The 16,592-nt window shown below is 40.2% G+C and carries 19 protein-coding genes; 15 read left to right on the top strand and 4 right to left on the bottom strand.

Going from position 1 to position 16,592, the window contains the following annotated elements; all coding sequences use genetic code 11:
- The first annotated feature begins 117 nt into the window (after window positions 1-117).
- The 4 genes from FAX86_RS05965 to FAX86_RS05950 all read left to right on the top strand — a co-directional run bounded on the left by FAX86_RS05965 (window position 118) and on the right by FAX86_RS05950 (window position 1,956).
- Complete coding sequence (locus FAX86_RS05965; RefSeq protein ID WP_144392426.1) at window positions 118-444, top strand: hypothetical protein; 327 nt, start codon at window positions 118-120, stop codon at window positions 442-444.
- Window positions 445-532: 88 nt separating this feature from the next.
- Window positions 533-1,120: a DUF1287 domain-containing protein gene (locus FAX86_RS05960; protein ID WP_144392425.1), complete on the top strand. Its 588-nt coding sequence runs from the start codon at window positions 533-535 to the stop codon at window positions 1,118-1,120.
- Window positions 1,121-1,151: 31 nt separating this feature from the next.
- Window positions 1,152-1,571 (top strand): DUF1801 domain-containing protein, encoded by a 420-nt coding sequence (locus FAX86_RS05955; RefSeq protein WP_144392424.1) that lies wholly within the window; start codon window positions 1,152-1,154, stop codon window positions 1,569-1,571.
- 13 nt (window positions 1,572-1,584) lie between these two features.
- A complete protein-coding gene (locus FAX86_RS05950; RefSeq protein ID WP_144392423.1) occupies window positions 1,585-1,956 on the top strand; it encodes a hypothetical protein in 372 nt (123 codons plus the stop codon).
- Between the two features lie 2 nt (window positions 1,957-1,958).
- Here FAX86_RS05950 and FAX86_RS05945 read toward each other — a convergent pair whose 3' ends face one another.
- On the bottom strand, window positions 1,959-2,288 hold the full coding sequence (locus tag FAX86_RS05945; protein WP_144392422.1) for a hypothetical protein: 330 nt from the start codon (window positions 2,286-2,288) through the stop codon (window positions 1,959-1,961).
- Between the two features lie 115 nt (window positions 2,289-2,403).
- On the opposite strand from FAX86_RS05945, the gene FAX86_RS05940 reads away from it, so the two are divergent.
- Together FAX86_RS05940 and FAX86_RS05935 are read left to right on the top strand one after the other, a co-directional pair.
- Entirely contained in the window at window positions 2,404-2,634 is a 231-nt protein-coding gene (locus FAX86_RS05940) for a DUF3820 family protein (protein ID WP_144392421.1), read from the top strand.
- On the top strand, window positions 2,631-3,107 hold the full coding sequence (locus tag FAX86_RS05935) for a YaiI/YqxD family protein (RefSeq protein WP_246128505.1): 477 nt from the start codon (window positions 2,631-2,633) through the stop codon (window positions 3,105-3,107). Before FAX86_RS05940 ends, FAX86_RS05935 begins: the two co-directional genes overlap by 4 nt.
- On the opposite strand, the gene FAX86_RS05930 is transcribed toward FAX86_RS05935, so the two are convergent.
- Entirely contained in the window at window positions 3,108-4,676 is a 1,569-nt protein-coding gene (locus FAX86_RS05930; protein WP_144392420.1) for an FGGY-family carbohydrate kinase, read from the bottom strand.
- A 214-nt stretch (window positions 4,677-4,890) separates the two neighbouring features.
- Between FAX86_RS05930 and FAX86_RS05925 the strand changes: the two genes are divergently transcribed.
- Complete coding sequence (locus FAX86_RS05925) at window positions 4,891-5,310, top strand: hypothetical protein (protein WP_144392419.1); 420 nt, start codon at window positions 4,891-4,893, stop codon at window positions 5,308-5,310.
- Between the two features lie 2 nt (window positions 5,311-5,312).
- On the opposite strand, the gene prlC is transcribed toward FAX86_RS05925, so the two are convergent.
- Window positions 5,313-7,355: an oligopeptidase A gene (gene prlC, locus FAX86_RS05920; protein WP_144392418.1), complete on the bottom strand. Its 2,043-nt coding sequence runs from the start codon at window positions 7,353-7,355 to the stop codon at window positions 5,313-5,315.
- A gap of 144 nt (window positions 7,356-7,499) precedes the next feature.
- Between prlC and gorA the strand changes: the two genes are divergently transcribed.
- The 3 genes from gorA to FAX86_RS05905 all read left to right on the top strand — a co-directional run bounded on the left by gorA (window position 7,500) and on the right by FAX86_RS05905 (window position 9,976).
- Window positions 7,500-8,849 carry a glutathione-disulfide reductase gene (gene gorA / locus FAX86_RS05915; protein ID WP_210247471.1) on the top strand — a complete coding sequence of 450 codons (1,350 nt, stop codon included), beginning with the start codon at window positions 7,500-7,502 and terminating at the stop codon, window positions 8,847-8,849.
- A gap of 116 nt (window positions 8,850-8,965) precedes the next feature.
- A complete protein-coding gene (locus tag FAX86_RS05910; protein ID WP_342778942.1) occupies window positions 8,966-9,505 on the top strand; it encodes a gamma carbonic anhydrase family protein in 540 nt (179 codons plus the stop codon).
- 15 nt (window positions 9,506-9,520) lie between these two features.
- Window positions 9,521-9,976 (top strand): OsmC family protein, encoded by a 456-nt coding sequence (locus FAX86_RS05905; RefSeq protein WP_144392417.1) that lies wholly within the window; start codon window positions 9,521-9,523, stop codon window positions 9,974-9,976.
- Window positions 9,977-9,990: 14 nt separating this feature from the next.
- Here the strand turns inward: FAX86_RS05905 and aroE are convergent, their stop codons facing one another.
- Complete coding sequence (gene aroE, locus FAX86_RS05900; RefSeq protein WP_144392416.1) at window positions 9,991-10,791, bottom strand: shikimate dehydrogenase; 801 nt, start codon at window positions 10,789-10,791, stop codon at window positions 9,991-9,993.
- A gap of 172 nt (window positions 10,792-10,963) precedes the next feature.
- Between aroE and FAX86_RS05895 the strand changes: the two genes are divergently transcribed.
- From FAX86_RS05895 to FAX86_RS05875, 5 genes are all read left to right on the top strand, one after another.
- Window positions 10,964-11,338, top strand: coding sequence for a DUF3192 domain-containing protein (locus FAX86_RS05895; RefSeq protein WP_144392415.1), 375 nt, complete (start codon window positions 10,964-10,966; stop codon window positions 11,336-11,338).
- A gap of 98 nt (window positions 11,339-11,436) precedes the next feature.
- Entirely contained in the window at window positions 11,437-12,951 is a 1,515-nt protein-coding gene (locus FAX86_RS05890) for a YifB family Mg chelatase-like AAA ATPase (RefSeq protein WP_144392414.1), read from the top strand.
- 251 nt (window positions 12,952-13,202) lie between these two features.
- Window positions 13,203-13,412, top strand: coding sequence for a hypothetical protein (locus FAX86_RS05885; protein WP_144392413.1), 210 nt, complete (start codon window positions 13,203-13,205; stop codon window positions 13,410-13,412).
- A 148-nt stretch (window positions 13,413-13,560) separates the two neighbouring features.
- Complete coding sequence (rep, locus tag FAX86_RS05880; RefSeq protein ID WP_144392412.1) at window positions 13,561-15,573, top strand: DNA helicase Rep; 2,013 nt, start codon at window positions 13,561-13,563, stop codon at window positions 15,571-15,573.
- Between the two features lie 125 nt (window positions 15,574-15,698).
- Window positions 15,699-16,589 (top strand): GGDEF domain-containing protein, encoded by an 891-nt coding sequence (locus FAX86_RS05875; protein WP_144392411.1) that lies wholly within the window; start codon window positions 15,699-15,701, stop codon window positions 16,587-16,589.
- Window positions 16,590-16,592: the final 3 nt, after the last annotated feature.

Below are 16,592 nucleotides of genomic sequence, written 5' to 3'. Positions count from 1 at the left end.
ATTAAGACCATTTTTTCTGAGCTGAGGTATCGCAATATTTCTATTTGTGATCGATAGTAAGTTTGTTATGTTCAAAGGACGTTCAGTTAAAAATATTAAAGTAAATGAGGACTGATAATGATTGAAGTAGTAGTTGCAGTTGCAATCGCAGCCACAATTATGGCGCTCTACCAAGGGTTTCGCGGTGGTTTTGACTATGTCAATCAGGCACGACTTGAAGCAAAAGTAAATGTCGTTATGGCGCCTCGTTGGTTGCAAGCTTTTATGGTACTAGCGTTGACTGTACTTGCAGCCGAAATTATTTACTTATGGTCGACTCAAGTTTGGTTGGTGGCATTAGCGATTACAGTCGGTACATTTATGATTTCTGTTTCGATTAAAATGCTGTTTATGCCTCGCAGCGAAAGCAAATTTTATGAGCGCGTTTTCAGCGAGTCGAATTAAATGGTTTAAATTGATAATAATAACTATATTGAGATATTAAGGCGGGCAATCCCCGCCTTTTTTATTGTTATCTGAAAGAGGTTTTATTGTGAAAAGGAGAATACTGCTAATAGGACTGTTTTTAAATACGGTTGTAGCAGATACAACTGCTTCCTCACGTTTAAGCGATCAACTTGTGCAAGCGGCTTACGAGCGATTGAATCATCAGGTTACTTATGATGGAAAATATATTGCGATCGATTATCCTGGCGGCGATGTACCAAAAAATATTGGCGTTTGTACTGATGTTGTTATTCGTGCTTTTCGTCAATTGGGAATTGATTTACAGAAAGAAGTTCACGAAGACATGGAAAAGCATTTTGATGAATATCCTGATATTTGGGGACTGACTAAACCTGATTCAAATATAGATCATCGGAGAGTACCTAATTTGCAGGTCTATTTTGCACGTCATGGAAAATCTTTGCCCATAACCCAAAATGCTGACCATTATTTACCTGGAGATTTGGTGACTTGGATGTTGCCAGGGAACTTACCCCATATAGGAATTGTCGTTAGTAAAGAGACAGATGATGGAGAGCGTCCTTTAATCGTCCATAATATTGGTCGTGGTCCTCAATTAGAAGATATTTTGTTTTCTTATCCGATAACTGGACATTATCGATATCTGAACTAAACCAATTATCCATCAATCCAGGAAGAGCAATTTGACTAATAAAACTCAGCCAAGACCTGAACAGAGTGTACAAGCATATTTGGATGCTGTTGAGCCAAAACAGCGTCGTGACGATGCCCTGCTTGTTTTGAATATGATGAAAAAAGTGACAGGTGACGAACCTAAAATGTGGGGTGATTCGATCGTTGGGTTTGGAAGTTATCATTACAAGTATGCGAGTGGGCGTGAGGGAGACTGGATGAGGATTGGCTTTTCGCCAAGAAAAACATCGCTGTCGATTTACATAATGTCTGGATTTGACCATGTCGATTCGTTAATGGATAAATTAGGTAAGTTCACGACAGGGAAATCTTGTTTGTATGTAAAAAAGCTGACCGATATTGACTCAGACATTTTAATTAAAATAATGAAAGCATCTCTTAATTATATGAAGAAAAATTATCCTGAGTAATAGAGGAAAAAGCATGACTCAACTTAAATCGATTTTAATTATTTTAGGGCTGGTATTTATGTCAACGGAGAGTTACTCAAAAGACGATGCGATACAGTTTTTCAAAGAGCATCCTAAGGTCAAAAGTTATCTTGAAAATAAGCCGCATGCAAAATATTGGGTAAAGTATGATGAAATTGAATTAGGCGAAATTTGTGGATTTGCCGGCTGTCAGTGGCGAAAATTAGTAGCAATGACAGTCACCTCTAAAAGTGCCAATGCCCCTTCAGATACTTTTTTTGCGATTGTTGAGGGACCCGTTCCAGTGGCAAAAGATGCTGAGCCAACGATTCGATTTGTGGATTTAACGGATATGCCACCGAGTAAATGGAGCAAGCCACTGTAGCGCTAGTGCGTGTACATCACTGAATAAGCATAATAAGCAATGGGCGTACATATCATCAATACCAACCAGTTAATCCAGATGACGGGCTTTTTCCATTGCTTATAACAATAGAATGCGACCATAGGTAGCATTAGCACGACAGCTATTGCAGAGAGTAAATAGTATTTGGCCGCTTTCCCAATACCTGCCAGTGCAAATGCAATGACCACCGAGATCCCCGCTCGTTTATCTTGTAGCATTGAATAAAATACAAGGATACCAAGGGCTAGAGCGGCTGCTGCTGCCGAAATAGCAAAAATAATTCCCCACTGGCTAAATTCTTCTGCGGTCATTTTTTACTGACTAACCCTATTTGAAAATGCGTTTGGGCGGTATTATACGGATTAATCTTAGAATTATCGAAATTTACCTTTGACCTGAGTCAATTGTGATTAAAGTCTGTTATTAATGAATGAAGCTGAATTAAAAGACGCAATTAACCAAGTTATGCCGTTCGGTAAATATCGTGGTCGTAAATTGCTCGAGTTGCCTGAACCTTATTTAGTTTGGTTTTCCAAACAAGGTTTTCCTGAGTCAAAGTTAGGTCGTCAATTAGCATTAATGTATGAAGTTAAGTTGAATGGTCTGGAGTCATTGCTCAAACCATTGTTGGAAAATACGACGGAGCACAAACGATGAGCGAAAAAAGAAACGCGATGATCTGGGTTGATGCGGATGCCTGTCCAAAAGTTGTGAGGGACATCTTATTTAAAGCAGCTAATAGAACCCAGACAATGACGAGACTACTTGCTAATCAGATGATTGCGACTCCGTCTGGTGACTTAATAACGTGCATTCAAGTTGAGCAAGGATATGACGTTGCAGATAATGAAATTGTTCGTCGTTGCGAAAAAGGCGATTTGGTAATCACCCAAGACATTCCTTTGGCATCAGAAGTCATTGATAAAGGTGCTGTTGCATTGAGTCCCCGAGGTCAGCTGTTCACTCGTGAAAACATAAAGAGTCGATTGAATATGCGTGACTTTATGGACACTCTTCGTGGCAGTGGAATTCATACTGGTGGTGCAAAGCCTTTGGGAGATAAGGATAAAATGGCTTTTGCAAATCAACTCGATCGCTGGTTGGCTAAAAACGCTAAACCAGGCAAATAGTTAAACTAGTTCAGCTATGGTTTTGTACAGCGGCGATAATCGATTATATAGTTTTCGGTAAATGTCTTTATATAGTTTGGCGTAGAACTGTACGTTTTCAGGAATGGGGTCGACAGTTTTTTCGATATGACACATGCCCTCTACTGCGGATTCGTAATCTTTATAAAATCCTTGATTTACCGCAATACAGATTGCTGCACCCAGTCCGGAAGTCTCGTGAGTTTTGGGTAGCTTTACTGGTAAGTTAAAAATATCTGCAGTAATTTGTCGTGCGCATTCGCTTTGAGAACCCCCTCCCGATAAATACAACTCGTTGATTTTTGAGTGACCTCGTTTTTGCATTTTTTCCTTTCCTTCATACAGCCCGAGTGCAATACCTTCAAGCAGAGCTCGATAGATATGAGCTTTAGTATGAGTGTCATTAAAGCCAACTATAGCTCCTCTGGCTTCCGGACCAGGATAACGAACACCGGGACTCCAGAAGGGTTGGAGAATGAGTCCCTCGGCACCTGGCTTAATGCTTTTAGCCTGTTCATCTAACAGAGATTCTGTCGAAGTACCGACTTCGTTTGCTTGAAGCTTCTCTTTGTGTGCAAACTGTTCTTTAAACCAATTTACCATCCAGTAGCCACGGTAAATTTGGTACTCGCAGGTGAATCTATCTGGCATGGCCGCGGGATAAGGAGGAAGGTATCGGAGGGGTTCTATGTAAGATGAGTGTACTGTGTTAAAGGTCGCCGTGGTGCCGTAACTAATTTGACCTTGATTGGGTTGGATGGCGCCACAACCGAGAGTTTCACAGGCTTTATCTGCAGCGGAGGCGATCACTGGTAAGCCTTCCGGTATACCGGTTTGTTGGTGAGCAGATTGAGTGATGTGTCCGATAGTTTCTCCCACTTTTACTAATTCGGGAAGGCATTCTTTTTCAATCGGGCAGGCTTGCCATTTCCAATCAAAGGGTTTTGCCCATTGATGGCGTTTATAGTCAAAAGGAATGTACCCAACCTGATTACCAATACTGTCTTTATACTTTCCAGTTAATCGATAATTGTAATAACCAGAAAGTAATAGATAGTGTTTTGTTTTCTGTATATTTTCAGGCTCAAATTGTTTAAGCCAATTAACTTCCGTATTGGTAATGAATTGAGCCACTGTATTATCCACACCCGTGATTTTAAAAGCTAACTTCCACCAAGCTTTCAGTTTGGGTAAGCGTGATGCTTGGCGTTGATCCATCCACACAATTGCTGGGCGAACCGGATCGCCATTTGAATCCAGACAAACGACAGTGGCACGCTGTGTCGTAATACTCAGTCCCGAGATATTTTCCGGTCGGATGTTACTTTCATCCCAAAGTTTATGGCATACGCGACACAGCGAATCAAAAAAATAATTTGCGTGTTGTTCGAACCAACCTTCTTTTACTTGCAAATATTGATCGATAGATACTTGCGACTTTGCAATTAGAGTTCCACTGATATCAAAAACTAATGCTCTAATACTTTGGGTACCGCAATCGATCGCTAAGAGCTGCTTTTTCTCATAATTTTGATTAGATGAATTTTGCATAAATTAGGAAGCTCTTAGTTTTTATTGTTCGAAATTTGAAAGAGTTTTGTTAATTATAACCCATCTAAAGTAACAATAACCTCGTCTTGAGTTTTATATAGAAATAAATGGTTAAATTGTATTCGCTAGTATCATCTATATGTTCTTTAATACCGTAATAACAATTTAATAACAAACCAATACAGGTTTGTAATCTGCTGGTGGAGAGTGGTAAATGTTAAACGAAGCAATTAAAGAGGTCTCTGATTTTTCGTATCGGCTGGTGCCCTATTCTGAGACAAAAACGATGGTGATCCGATGTTCAGGATTTATTTCTCTTAGAGATTTTTTGCGATTATTGCGCTCGTTATCAATTTTTGATTTAGGTAAAGAAAAACTGAATCAATTGTTTGATTTTACTAACACGGACTTATCTGATATTTCAGTCAGTCAGTTTGAAATCGTTCAAGCCTATATGGAAAAAATAATGGGACAACATCCACCAGTTAAAAAAATTGCTTTATATTCCAATGACCCAGTTGCATACAGTAGAGTGCTTGTCTTTCGTGGAATGTGTTATGGCACCCGCCTTCCCGAGATTCAATTGTTTAATAATATTGTTGAGGCAAAGCATTGGCTTGCCTCAACAGATTAGCATTAGGCTTGAATTCCTGAATGTCGAAGTAAAGGTTCGACATCGGGCTCTCTACCACGAAACTTCTTAAATAAATTCATCGCAGGTTCTGAGCCGCCTTTTTCTAATATGTTTTCTTTAAAGGCTAGACCTGTAGCAGGATCGAAAATACCTTCCTCTTCAAACTTGCTAAATGCATCGGCACTAAGAACTTCTGCCCATTTATAACTGTAATAGCCAGCAGAATACCCTCCAGCAAAAATGTGAGAGAAGCTATTTTGAAATCGATTCCAATCGGGTGGAATCACTACTGCGACTTCTTGGCGAACATCATTTAATGTTTTTTGTATATCGACATTACTATCCGTTGAATACTCTGCATGAATGCGAAAATCGAAGAGAGAAAACTCTAACTGTCGAACCATAAACATAGCCGATTGAAAGTTTTTGGCTCTTTGGAGTTTTTCTCTTAATTCTGATGGCAGTGGTTCGCCTGTTTCGTAGTGTCCGGAAATTTTATTCAAACCTTCATCTTCATAGCAAAAGTTCTCCATAAATTGGCTAGGTAGTTCAACAGCATCCCATTCAACGCCGTGTATTCCACTCGCACTTAAGTATTCAACTTTCGTTAACATATGATGCAGGCCATGACCAAATTCATGGAATAACGTAACGACTTCGTCATGAGTTAATAGTGCAGGCTTGTTTTCGATAGGTGGATTGAAATTACAAGTAAGAAAAGCTACAGGCTTTTGCAAATGCCCATCATCGAATCTGAAGCGACTGCAATAGTCTGCCATCCAGGCTCCACCCCGCTTATTTGCTCGAGCAAATAAATCAATGTAAAAGCGTGCAGTGAGATCTTCATTGGCATCATAAACTTCAAATAGACGAGCGCTTTCATGCCACTTGTCAAAATCTTGTTGTGTTTCTTTAATGGTTACTGAAAATAAAGTTTCAGTAATTTTAAATAAGCCTTCAAGAACTTTGTTTACTGGAAAATAGGGCCTAAGTTGCTCTTGAGAAACGGCGTAGCGGTGCTCTTTTAATTTTTCGCCAGCATAGAGGACATCCCAAGCGTTGAGTGAATCTAACGATAGATTTTCTTTGGCAAAATCGGATAGTTCAACAAGCTCTTTTTCGGCCTGAGGTTTTGATTTTTTTGCCAGGTCGAGCAGGAACTCTAGCACTTGATCAGTAGACTCTGCCATTTTAGAGGCGAGTGACAGTTCCCCAAAGTGATTAAAACCTAATAGCAGAGCTAGCTCATGTCTGAGAGATAATATTTCGTCCATTAAGGGCGCATTATTAAACTTTCCTTCATCACTCAATTCAGAAGCTCGTGTTGAATAAGCTCGATAAACTTCTTCTCGCAAATTTTGATCATTTGCATAAGTCATCACTGCGTAATAACAAGGAAATTCAAGATTGATTAGAAAACCTGATTTATCGTCGGCCTGGGCGTTTTGCTTAGCCAAACCGAGAGCCGACTCGGGCAATCCTGCCAACGCATTTTCGTCGGCAAAATGCTTACTCCATGACATGGTTGCATCGAGAATGTTTTGCTCATATTTTGACGATAATTCAGACAGACGCTTTTGAATTTCGCCGTAACGCTTTTTCTTATCATCTGGTAATGAGACTCCCGCCAACTTAAAATCTCTTAACTCATCTTTTAATATTTTGATTTGTACCTCGTCCAGATTGAGCTGCGCTTTTTTTTCATCCAGTTTTTTAACCGCTTGAAATAGCTCCTGATTTTGACCTATCCAGGTGCTGTATTCTGACAGTAGCGGTAAGCATTCATCGTAAGCCTTTCTTAATTCATCTGAATTGACCACTGAGTTCATATGCGAAACGGGAGACCAACGTTTATCCAGTGTGTTGCCAAATTGTTCTAGAGGTTGCATTAAGCTTTCCCAAGTAGGATCTTTTTGGTCCTCAAGTAACGCGATAATCGCCTGTTTAAATTCGTTCAGTGATTGCTCAATGGCAGGCTTGATATGCTCAGGCTTTATTGAGCGAAAGGGTGCTAAATCATAATTTTCTAATAGCGGGTTACTCATAACATTGTCCTGTCGTTAGGCAAATTTCTATCGAAAATATCATTGTAATAATCGATTAAACTCATGTGATATTCTAAAGTGTAACATTTAAACTAACAGTCAACTCAATAGTGTTGAACTTCATTCGAATTACAGGAATATTTTGTGAGTATTTACGATTATGATTATATAGCGATAGGTGGCGGAAGTGGTGGAATTGCCTCTGCGAATCGGGCCGCGATGTATGGCAAAAAATGTGCGGTGATCGAATCGAATGCAGTTGGTGGCACTTGTGTGAATGTTGGCTGTGTTCCCAAAAAAGTGATGTGGTTTGGGGCACATATCGCAGAGGCGATTAAATTATCTGCCGATTATGGTTTTTCACTGACTGATAACGGCCTTGACTGGCAAAAGCTTGTATCCAGCAGAGATGCTTATATTCAGCGTATCCACCAATCTTATGAGAATACATTTGCAAAAAATAATGTGACCTTTATTCAAGGATTTGCCAAATTTATCGATGACCATACGGTTGAAGTTGATGGTCAACAAATAACCGCTGAAAATATTTTAATCGCAACTGGAGGTCGTCCAACCTATCCAGATATTCCAGGTGCTTATTTGGGAACCGATTCCGATGGTTTTTTCGCGATGTTAGAACAACCCAAACGTGTTGCGGTTGTGGGTGCAGGTTACATTGCTGTAGAAATTGCTGGTGTTTTAAATGAATTGGGAAGCGAAACTCATTTGGTCATTCGCAAAGAAAAACCTTTGAGACAATTTGATCCTCTTATTTCAGATACTCTGATGGAAATTATTGCTGAGTCCAGTATGCATTTGCATACGCAAAGTACGCCGATTGGTGTTGTAGAAACGACAGAAGGATTGGTATTGGAGCTAGCCGATCAAAGTCAGGTGGGGCCTGTTGATGAAATAATCTGGGCGATTGGCCGAGAGCCGGTAACTGATAACTTAAATATTGAAGCTGCTGGTGTTGAGCTGGATGAATCTGGTTATATCAAAACGGATAAATACCAAAATACTAATGTCCCTCATATTTTCGCTGTTGGTGATAACACAGGACGTATTGCTCTAACTCCTGTAGCTGTAGCAGCTGGACGACGATTGTCAGAACGATTATTTAATAATAAACCCGAAGAGCATCTCGACTATGAAAATGTTCCAACGGTGGTTTTCAGTCATCCGACAATAGGTACCGTTGGCATGACGGAACCTGAAGCTCGAGAAAAATACGGTGCCGAGGTTAAGGTTTACACGTCAAACTTTACAGCAATGTACACCGCAGTAACCAGTCATCGGCAACCGACTAGAATGAAACTTGTGTGTGTTGGCCAGGATGAAAAGATTGTTGGAATCCATGTAATTGGTATGGGAGCTGATGAGATGTTGCAGGGGTTTGCTGTGGCTTTAAAAATGGGTGCGACAAAAGCAGATTTTGACAATACCGTCGCGATTCACCCCTCTTCTGCGGAAGAGTTTGTGACCATGAGATAGCTCAGTAGATTAATTTTTGAGATACTTTGACATAACAAAACGGTGTGTATTTGCACTTGCTGTTTTGCAACAAAGCGTTAAAATCGCGCAATGCCTTTTAATCTGAGTCGTTGTAAATGATGAACATTCGTTCTTTTGAAAATTATACCCCTAAATTGGGTCAACGTGTTTTTGTTGATCCAACGGCTTTAGTTGTCGGTCAGGTCACGATTGGCGACGATAGCTCTATATGGCCGATGGCGGTATTGCGTGGCGATGTTCATAAAATTAAATTGGGTGCTCGAAGTAGTATTCAAGACGGCGCAGTGTGCCATGTCACTCACGCCAGTCATTATAATCCCGAAGGCCACAACTTAGTGATCGGCGATGATGTTACTGTTGGCCACAAAGCTATGCTTCATGGTTGTCAAATCGATAATGAAGTATTGATAGGTATGGGATCGGTTGTAATGGATGATGCGATTATTCATTCTAATGTGGTTTTAGGTGCTAACAGTGTTGTGCCTCCTGGTAGAGTTCTTGAAAGTGGCTACCTTTGGGTCGGTTCCCCTGCTCGAAAAATTAGAGAACTTACCGAGAAAGAAATCGAGTTTTTTAAGTATTCAGCAGATAATTATGTGAAATTAAAGGATCGTTATCTGAACAAGACTCAATAACAAAAAGGTAAATCGATGTCAGAATATTTGGCGAACATTTATTGGGAGCGAAAAGCAGACGAGAGATTTACCGATAACTGTTATAGCCGAGCTCATAAATGGAGCTTTGATGGAGGGCAAGTTATAGAAGCTTCTGCGTCTCCATCAATTGTCCCTCTTCCCTACTCAGTTGAAAGTCATGTTGATCCAGAAGAAGCTTTTGTTGCTTCTCTCTCCAGCTGTCATATGCTCTTTTTCTTATCTATTGCCGCGAAGCGACAATTCATTGTTAATAGCTATCGCGATGCTGCCATTGGTACTTTAGCTAAAGATGATAGTGGCCAGCTTGCAATGACTCGCGTTGTATTGCGACCAGAAATTAAATTTTCGGGCAATCAACCCGATGCTGCAACAATTCAGCGAATGCACCATCAGGCTCATAATCTTTGCTTTATCGCTAATTCAGTGAAAACTAAGGTGGTTATCGAATAACCATTACCTGCTTTTTAAAAAGGTCCGTTGGCAATTAGAGTTTTTGTATCTGGTTGAACACCATGCCAAATTTTAAAAGATAATGCTGCCTGCTCGACTAACATACCCCAGCCATCGATCGTTTTTCTCACGCCACAACTTTCGCAGTGATTTAAAAATTTTTCTGCGCGAGCTCCATAGCTTATATCGTAAATGACCTGTCTATCTGATAGAGGAACATCAAGTTTGGTTAACCAGTTTTCGCCGTCTTGAGGCATGGTATTGATAATTAAGTCAGGAGTTATTGTGTTGCAGTTTTTCCAAAGTTGAATTGAGCCTAAACCAGAAAATTGTTCGATAAGCGTTAAAGCAGTTTGCTCGGTTCTATTTATTAAATAAACTCTCGCAGAATGATTTAATAACTCAGGAATAATAGATAATGCAGCACCACCAGCGCCAAGCATGAGAACTGTTTTGTCTTTTAGGTTAAAAGCGTGGTGCGTGAGACTATTGATAAAACCAAGACCATCAGTAGTGCTACCAACCAGTTGATTTTGTTCATTCTTCCATAATGTGTTTACGGACCGAGAAGTTTTCGCTGCCTCTGAGAGATACTCAGTAATTGCAAAGGCTTTATGCTTAAACGGGATTGTAACGTTAAGGCCTTGTCCTCCACGGGTGAAAAAATCATCAACGATTTCTGAAAACGTTTGTTCATCAGAAAAAATTTTCTCATAGGTTAAATCAATACCAAATTGATCGGCAAATGATAGGTGAATTAATGGTGAGAGGCTGTGGTCAACGGGATTGCCAATAACTGCAAACCGGCGTGTCATAGTTAGAATTCCTAGGCTAGAGTTTCTCACAGTTTATCAATTTGCGAGAAAGTCTACATCTAGCAAGAGCTTTTATGCCGCCAGAATATGTTTTGTTACTTTTGGCCAACGATTTGTTGCACTTTTTTCGATAAGATTTTAGATGTCATAATAATTGGAAAGGAAAAATTGAATGAGAGTTGTAAAACTTATCAGTGCCGCAGTCATTACATCCACACTGTTATCGGGCTGTGTGATCGCGATTCATGATGACGAGGTTCAAGCCGATTCTGTTTGGAAAACTCGTCAGAGTGAAAACCAAAAATACATTAATCAACTTTCTCTTGGCAGATCGATCACTGAAGTAACTGAAGAACTGGGTGGTGCTGATGATTCCGAAGGCTTTGAAAAGGACGGAAAATCTTATGTCGTGTTGTATTATCGTACGCGTCATCGTCACTCAGATGGTCAGACTTCAAGAGATGAGACAACACCTTTAATTTTCGAAAATGGCAAACTGATTGGTTGGGGAAGCTCGGTTTTACCCAAATATTTGAACGAGAGATGAGCGATCTCTCACACACAAGTAAGAGAATAGCTACTTAAGACATCTCAGTCTTGCGTTAAACTGCGAGTTATCAGGAATTAATTGGCATTCAAGGAAGAATGAATTTATCTCATACCTATTCTCGAGCTGGCGTTGGCATTGAAGCGCCGCTCGTAACTATCGAAACACATTTATCTAATGGCTTACCAGCGTTAAGTATCGTTGGTCTTCCAGAGGCTGCAGTACGTGAAAGTAAAGATCGTGTTCGTAGCGCACTGATGAACTCAAATTTGGAGTTTCCATCTCGCCGAACAACGATTAATCTCGCTCCAGCAGATCTTCCAAAAGATGGTTGTCGCTTTGATTTACCTATCGCGCTAGGAATGTTGTCAGCCAGTGGTCAGATTCCTTTAGATAAAATGAGTCAGTATGAGTTTGTTGGTGAGCTTGCGCTTTCGGGAGAATTGCGACCCATCCATGGGGTATTACCCGTTGCTCTAGCTGCAAAAAGAGCCAGACGTATTTTAGTCGTACCCGCTCAAAATGCTGAAGAAGCGGCGCTTGCCGGTGGAGAACAATTAGTTGCTAGGCATTTGTTGGATGTTATTGCTCATCTTCTAGGTCAGGAGCGATTACCTTTTAATGAGAGTGTATCGAGTGACCAAGAATCTATAAATGCCCCCGATTTAAGAGATGTAAAAGGCCAATATGCTGCAAAACGAGCATTGGAAATAGCGGCTGGTGGAAAACACAATCTTCTATTTATTGGGCCTCCTGGCACAGGAAAGACAATGTTAGCAAGCCGTCTTTCTGGAATATTACCTCAACTAACGGATGATGAAGCCGTCGACTGCGCTGCTATTGCTTCTATTTCGGGCAAGCAAGTTAGTCCAAAAACCTGGAAGCTACGCCCTTTTAGGGTTCCGCATCATACGGCTTCGGCCGTTGCTCTAATTGGTGGAGGAAGTCATCCAAGGCCAGGCGAAGTTTCGTTAGCGCATCATGGCGTTCTATTTCTCGACGAGCTTCCTGAGTTCGATAGAAAAGTCTTAGAGGTATTGAGAGAGCCACTCGAATCGGGTGCTGTGACGATATCTCGAGCCGCTCGTCAGGCGGAGTATCCTGCAAAATTCCAATTAATAGCAGCAATGAATCCGTGTCCTTGCGGTCACTTTGGTAATAGCCGTGGTCGTTGTCGGTGTACACCGGATCAGATCCGACGTTATTTATTGAAACTGTCAGGGCCTTTTTTAGATCGCGTTGATTTGCATGTTGAAGTGCCTTTGATGACCAAGCAAGAATTTCAATCCGAGCCAGCCGCAGATGTAGAAACGACAAAAGATGTCAGGCATCGAGTCGAGCGAGCCCATCGCCAGCAGAGAAATCGACAAGGAAAACTCAATGGTGAACTTCAAGCTGCTGAACTTGAGAAGGGATTTGATATAGAACCGAAAGCCAAACAATTTACCTTGGACGTTATGGAGAAACTTGGGCTATCAGCGAGGGCTTACCATCGAATACTAAGAGTATCGAGGACGATAGCCGATCTTGATGAAAAGATTCAGGTCAGCCAATCGCATGTGGCGGAAGCGATTGGTTATCGAAAAATAGAACGTATGATGCAGCAAGTATAAAATTTACAATAATGAGAACCAGTTAATTAAAAAAGTCAAAATATTAATAAGGGTTTATGGGTATAATTTACCGCGATATTGGCAGTATAGCTTATGAAAATATTTAACTGGCAATCTCATGAACCTGTATTAGAATTGTTTATGGTAACTAGTTCACATTTTTGCTCTAGTTATAGGTAGTGGCAGGTGACGGGATGCCATTGGTTTAGAAAACAACTTGAATAAAACGGACCTCTACGATGGAGCGTGGTATGAAGGATAAATTACATCAGCACCCTTTTCCTGGAACTCCAGGTAAATATAATTTGAAAGTTGCACCTTGGTTGCCGAAAGTCCAAGTTCGCGTCTTTAAAAACTCGCTTCAACAGCAAGATAGCTGGCGTTGTCGATTCGTTGGATTGGTTTTCAATCCAGACAAGTATCTTTCCAAATGCCTGTGGGAAGGCCCACTGAATTCTTAAGAATGGAAAGACCTCTTAAAAACGTCGGCTTATTAGTAGCTTTTTAAAAACCCTTCTAATTTTAGAAGGGTTTTTTTATTGCCTATCCACATCAAATTGATCGCAGGTATAATAGGCGCGAATTCAATTTTTGTTGTATTGAGGGTACATGTCCCATCAGCTTAATGAACGGCAACGAGAAGCCGTTAATACCGTCAGTTCTCCTATGCTGGTTCTAGCTGGTGCTGGAAGCGGCAAAACAAGCGTTATAACGACAAAAATAGCTCATTTGATAACTCAATGCGGCTATAAAGCATCTCAAATTGCGGCTGTTACGTTTACCAACAAAGCGGCTCGTGAAATGAAGGAGCGAGTTACTCGACTACTAGCCGGTCAGGGTGGTCGTGGCCTGACGGTTTCCACTTTTCATAACTTAGGATTAAACATTATTCGTCGAGAGCATAAGTCACTCGGATTCAAAAGTAATTTCACGATATTTGATGATCAAGATACGTTAACTTTATTGCGTGATCTTTGTAATAAGAATGCCGAAGCAGATAAGTCTGAACTTGTTGTTTTTCAGCAAAAAATTTCCTCGTGGAAGAATGATTTGAAGTCACCACAAGAAGTAATTAACGCTATTTCGAATCAAGACGATCTTGCTGCAGCCAAAGTGTATGAGGCTTACGATCGCAGTATGAGAGCTTACAACGCGGTCGACTTTGATGATTTGATTCGATATCCGGTTGAGCTTTTCCGAGCCCATCCTGATGTTTTAGAACGCTGGCAAAATAAGATTCGATATTTGCTTGTCGACGAATACCAAGACACGAATACCTGCCAATATGAATTGGTAAAGCTCATATGTGGGCGTTTTGGTCTATTTACTGTAGTTGGTGATGATGATCAGTCCATTTATTCCTGGCGTGGTGCACAACCAGAAAACTTGGCCTTGCTTAAAGAAGATTTTCCTAACTTGAAGATTGTTAAGTTAGAGCAAAACTATCGTTCGTATGGCAGAATTTTAAAAGTAGCTAATGAAGTCATCGCCCATAATCCTCACGTTTTTGATAAAAAGTTATGGTCGGATAAAAATTATGGTGACCCTATACGAGTATTAGCGACCGATGATGATTTAAATGAGTCAGAGCGTATAGCCAACGAATTGCTCGCTCATAAATTACGTAATACTACACAGTATTCTGACTATGCAATTTTGTATCGCGGAAATCATCAGTCGCGTTTTATTGAAAAAGCGCTTTTGGAAAAGCAAATTCCTTATAAAGTGAGTGGAAGCACATCTTTTTTTGCGAGAACGGAAATAAAAGATGTTATGGCTTACTTACGATTGCTGGTTAATCAAGATGATGACAATGCTTTTTTACGTATTGTTAATGTTCCGCGACGAGAAATTGGCCCTAATACACTTGAAAAGCTAGGGCTTTATGCTCAGCGACGACATATCAGTTTATATGAATCGTGTTTCGAACTTGGCTTAGAACAAGAGCTACCCGCAAAAGGTTACGCAGCCATTCAGAGGTTTGCAAATTTGATTTCTAGAGCTGAAGATAACGCTAAACGCGGAGACACGATTGCTGTTATCAATGAACTTTTTGCATATATCGGTTATCACGGATTCTTATATGATAATTCAAGTAGCCCTAAAGCTGCTGAATTTCGATGGGCTAATGTACAACAGTTATTGGAATGGGTTGAAAGGGAATTAGAAAACTTTGAAGATGAAGAATTTCCTTTAGCACGAGCGATTAACAAGTTGATTTTAAGAGAAATGCTCGACAGAAATGAAGAAGATTCAGACAATAATGAAGTTCAACTTATGACCCTACACGCGTCAAAAGGACTTGAGTTTAATCATGTTTTTCTCGTTGGCATGGAAGAAGAGTTGTTGCCACATCGCTCTAGCATAGAAGAGGATAATATAGAGGAAGAGCGTCGTCTCGCTTATGTTGGTATAACTCGAGCACAAAAAACATTAACTCTTTCGTATGCTCGGCAGCGAAAACGATATGGAGAAACGGTTGATACAGAACCGAGTCGCTTTTTATTTGAAATGCCTCAAGATGAGCTTATTTGGGAAGAACAGCAGCTGCCTATGTCGGAAGAAGAGAGACAAGAAAAAGGAAGGCGAAATATGGAGCAGTTGAGAGCTATGTTAACCTAGTTTTTAGAAGAAGATGACTTAAAAAAATACCTTTATATTGCTCAACTTAAGATTTAAATGTTTTTCTTTCGGTGGCGTTTAAATCTTCTATAATTCTAGAATGAGTTTCTCAAGTAGTCAGTCAAATGTTGTGTGAACGTAGTTGTCGTTATACCAATTTGCTAAAGCTCACCAATGAGTTTGACCTTCAGTCTTTAAATAACCGTCTAATTGAAGTTAGTAGCGAGTTTGTGCCTAATTTAGATCTCAAGTGGGATTTTCATGGAAGTTTACTTGCGTACCGAACAGACAACAATATCCAGCTAACAGTGAGAGAGCTACCAAGAAAATCAATTATTGATATTGTTAGCAAAGAAAAAACTCTAGCTTCTGCAACGAGTAATCGTTGCCCTAATCAAGATGAACTCAATGAGCTAAAACATATTACTGAAGTTTATTGTCATCTTCTGAATCATTTAGCAAATTCAAATATTGATCCTCTTACCAGCGTCATGAACCGTCAGGCATTCAGTAAAGATTTAAGTGATTTAAGTAATACGCTCGTCTATGATGGCCGACGTCGAATAGAATTGCCTAAATATTTAGCGCTGATTGATATCGATAATTTCAAACAAATCAATGACAATTATGGCCATCTGCTTGGAGACGAAGTGCTAGTGACTTTTGGTCAAAGAATGTTGAAAACCTTTCGAGACTACGATACATGTTACCGATATGGTGGCGAAGAGTTTGCAGTAATCATGAATGATGTAGAGCATAAAGATGCAGTCAATGTGTTAGAGCGTTTTCGTGAAATTATTGCTGATCAAAACTTTCCCCAAGTAGGTCAGGTCACCGTGAGTGTTGGATTTAGTTATATTGAGCCTGATTTTTTGCCCAGTGAATTAATGGGGAAGGCTGATAAAGCGCTGTACTATGCCAAAAATAATGGTAAGAATCAGGTGCAAGAATATCAGGTATTGTTAAATGAAGGAAAGGTATCTAAAAGCCATCACTCTGATATTGAGTTTTGGTAATCA

Source organism: Pleionea sediminis (genome assembly GCF_007570825.1).
Lineage (GTDB): Bacteria > Pseudomonadota > Gammaproteobacteria > Enterobacterales > Kangiellaceae > Pleionea > Pleionea sediminis.
The sequence above is the reverse complement of the archived record's forward strand: the minus strand, read 5'-3'. Positions and strand labels throughout refer to the sequence as shown.

What these genes read in the sequence shown, in the direction of transcription:
- FAX86_RS05965 (WP_144392426.1), top strand. Translation starts at nt 118, where the DNA reads ATGATTGAAGTAGTAGTTGCAGTTGCAATCGCAGCCACAATTATGGCG.
- FAX86_RS05950 (WP_144392423.1), top strand. Translation starts at nt 1,585, where the DNA reads ATGACTCAACTTAAATCGATTTTAATTATTTTAGGGCTGGTATTTATG.
- FAX86_RS05945 (WP_144392422.1), bottom strand. Translation starts at nt 2,288, where the DNA reads ATGACCGCAGAAGAATTTAGCCAGTGGGGAATTATTTTTGCTATTTCG.
- FAX86_RS05940 (WP_144392421.1), top strand. Translation starts at nt 2,404, where the DNA reads ATGAATGAAGCTGAATTAAAAGACGCAATTAACCAAGTTATGCCGTTC.
- FAX86_RS05935 (WP_246128505.1), top strand. Translation starts at nt 2,631, where the DNA reads ATGAGCGAAAAAAGAAACGCGATGATCTGGGTTGATGCGGATGCCTGT.
- FAX86_RS05930 (WP_144392420.1), bottom strand. Translation starts at nt 4,676, where the DNA reads ATGCAAAATTCATCTAATCAAAATTATGAGAAAAAGCAGCTCTTAGCG.
- FAX86_RS05925 (WP_144392419.1), top strand. Translation starts at nt 4,891, where the DNA reads ATGTTAAACGAAGCAATTAAAGAGGTCTCTGATTTTTCGTATCGGCTG.
- prlC (WP_144392418.1), bottom strand. Translation starts at nt 7,355, where the DNA reads ATGAGTAACCCGCTATTAGAAAATTATGATTTAGCACCCTTTCGCTCA.
- FAX86_RS05910 (WP_342778942.1), top strand. Translation starts at nt 8,966, where the DNA reads ATGATGAACATTCGTTCTTTTGAAAATTATACCCCTAAATTGGGTCAA.
- FAX86_RS05905 (WP_144392417.1), top strand. Translation starts at nt 9,521, where the DNA reads ATGTCAGAATATTTGGCGAACATTTATTGGGAGCGAAAAGCAGACGAG.
- aroE (WP_144392416.1), bottom strand. Translation starts at nt 10,791, where the DNA reads ATGACACGCCGGTTTGCAGTTATTGGCAATCCCGTTGACCACAGCCTC.
- FAX86_RS05895 (WP_144392415.1), top strand. Translation starts at nt 10,964, where the DNA reads ATGAGAGTTGTAAAACTTATCAGTGCCGCAGTCATTACATCCACACTG.
- FAX86_RS05890 (WP_144392414.1), top strand. Translation starts at nt 11,437, where the DNA reads ATGAATTTATCTCATACCTATTCTCGAGCTGGCGTTGGCATTGAAGCG.
- FAX86_RS05885 (WP_144392413.1), top strand. Translation starts at nt 13,203, where the DNA reads ATGAAGGATAAATTACATCAGCACCCTTTTCCTGGAACTCCAGGTAAA.
- rep (WP_144392412.1), top strand. Translation starts at nt 13,561, where the DNA reads ATGTCCCATCAGCTTAATGAACGGCAACGAGAAGCCGTTAATACCGTC.
- FAX86_RS05875 (WP_144392411.1), top strand. Translation starts at nt 15,699, where the DNA reads ATGTTGTGTGAACGTAGTTGTCGTTATACCAATTTGCTAAAGCTCACC.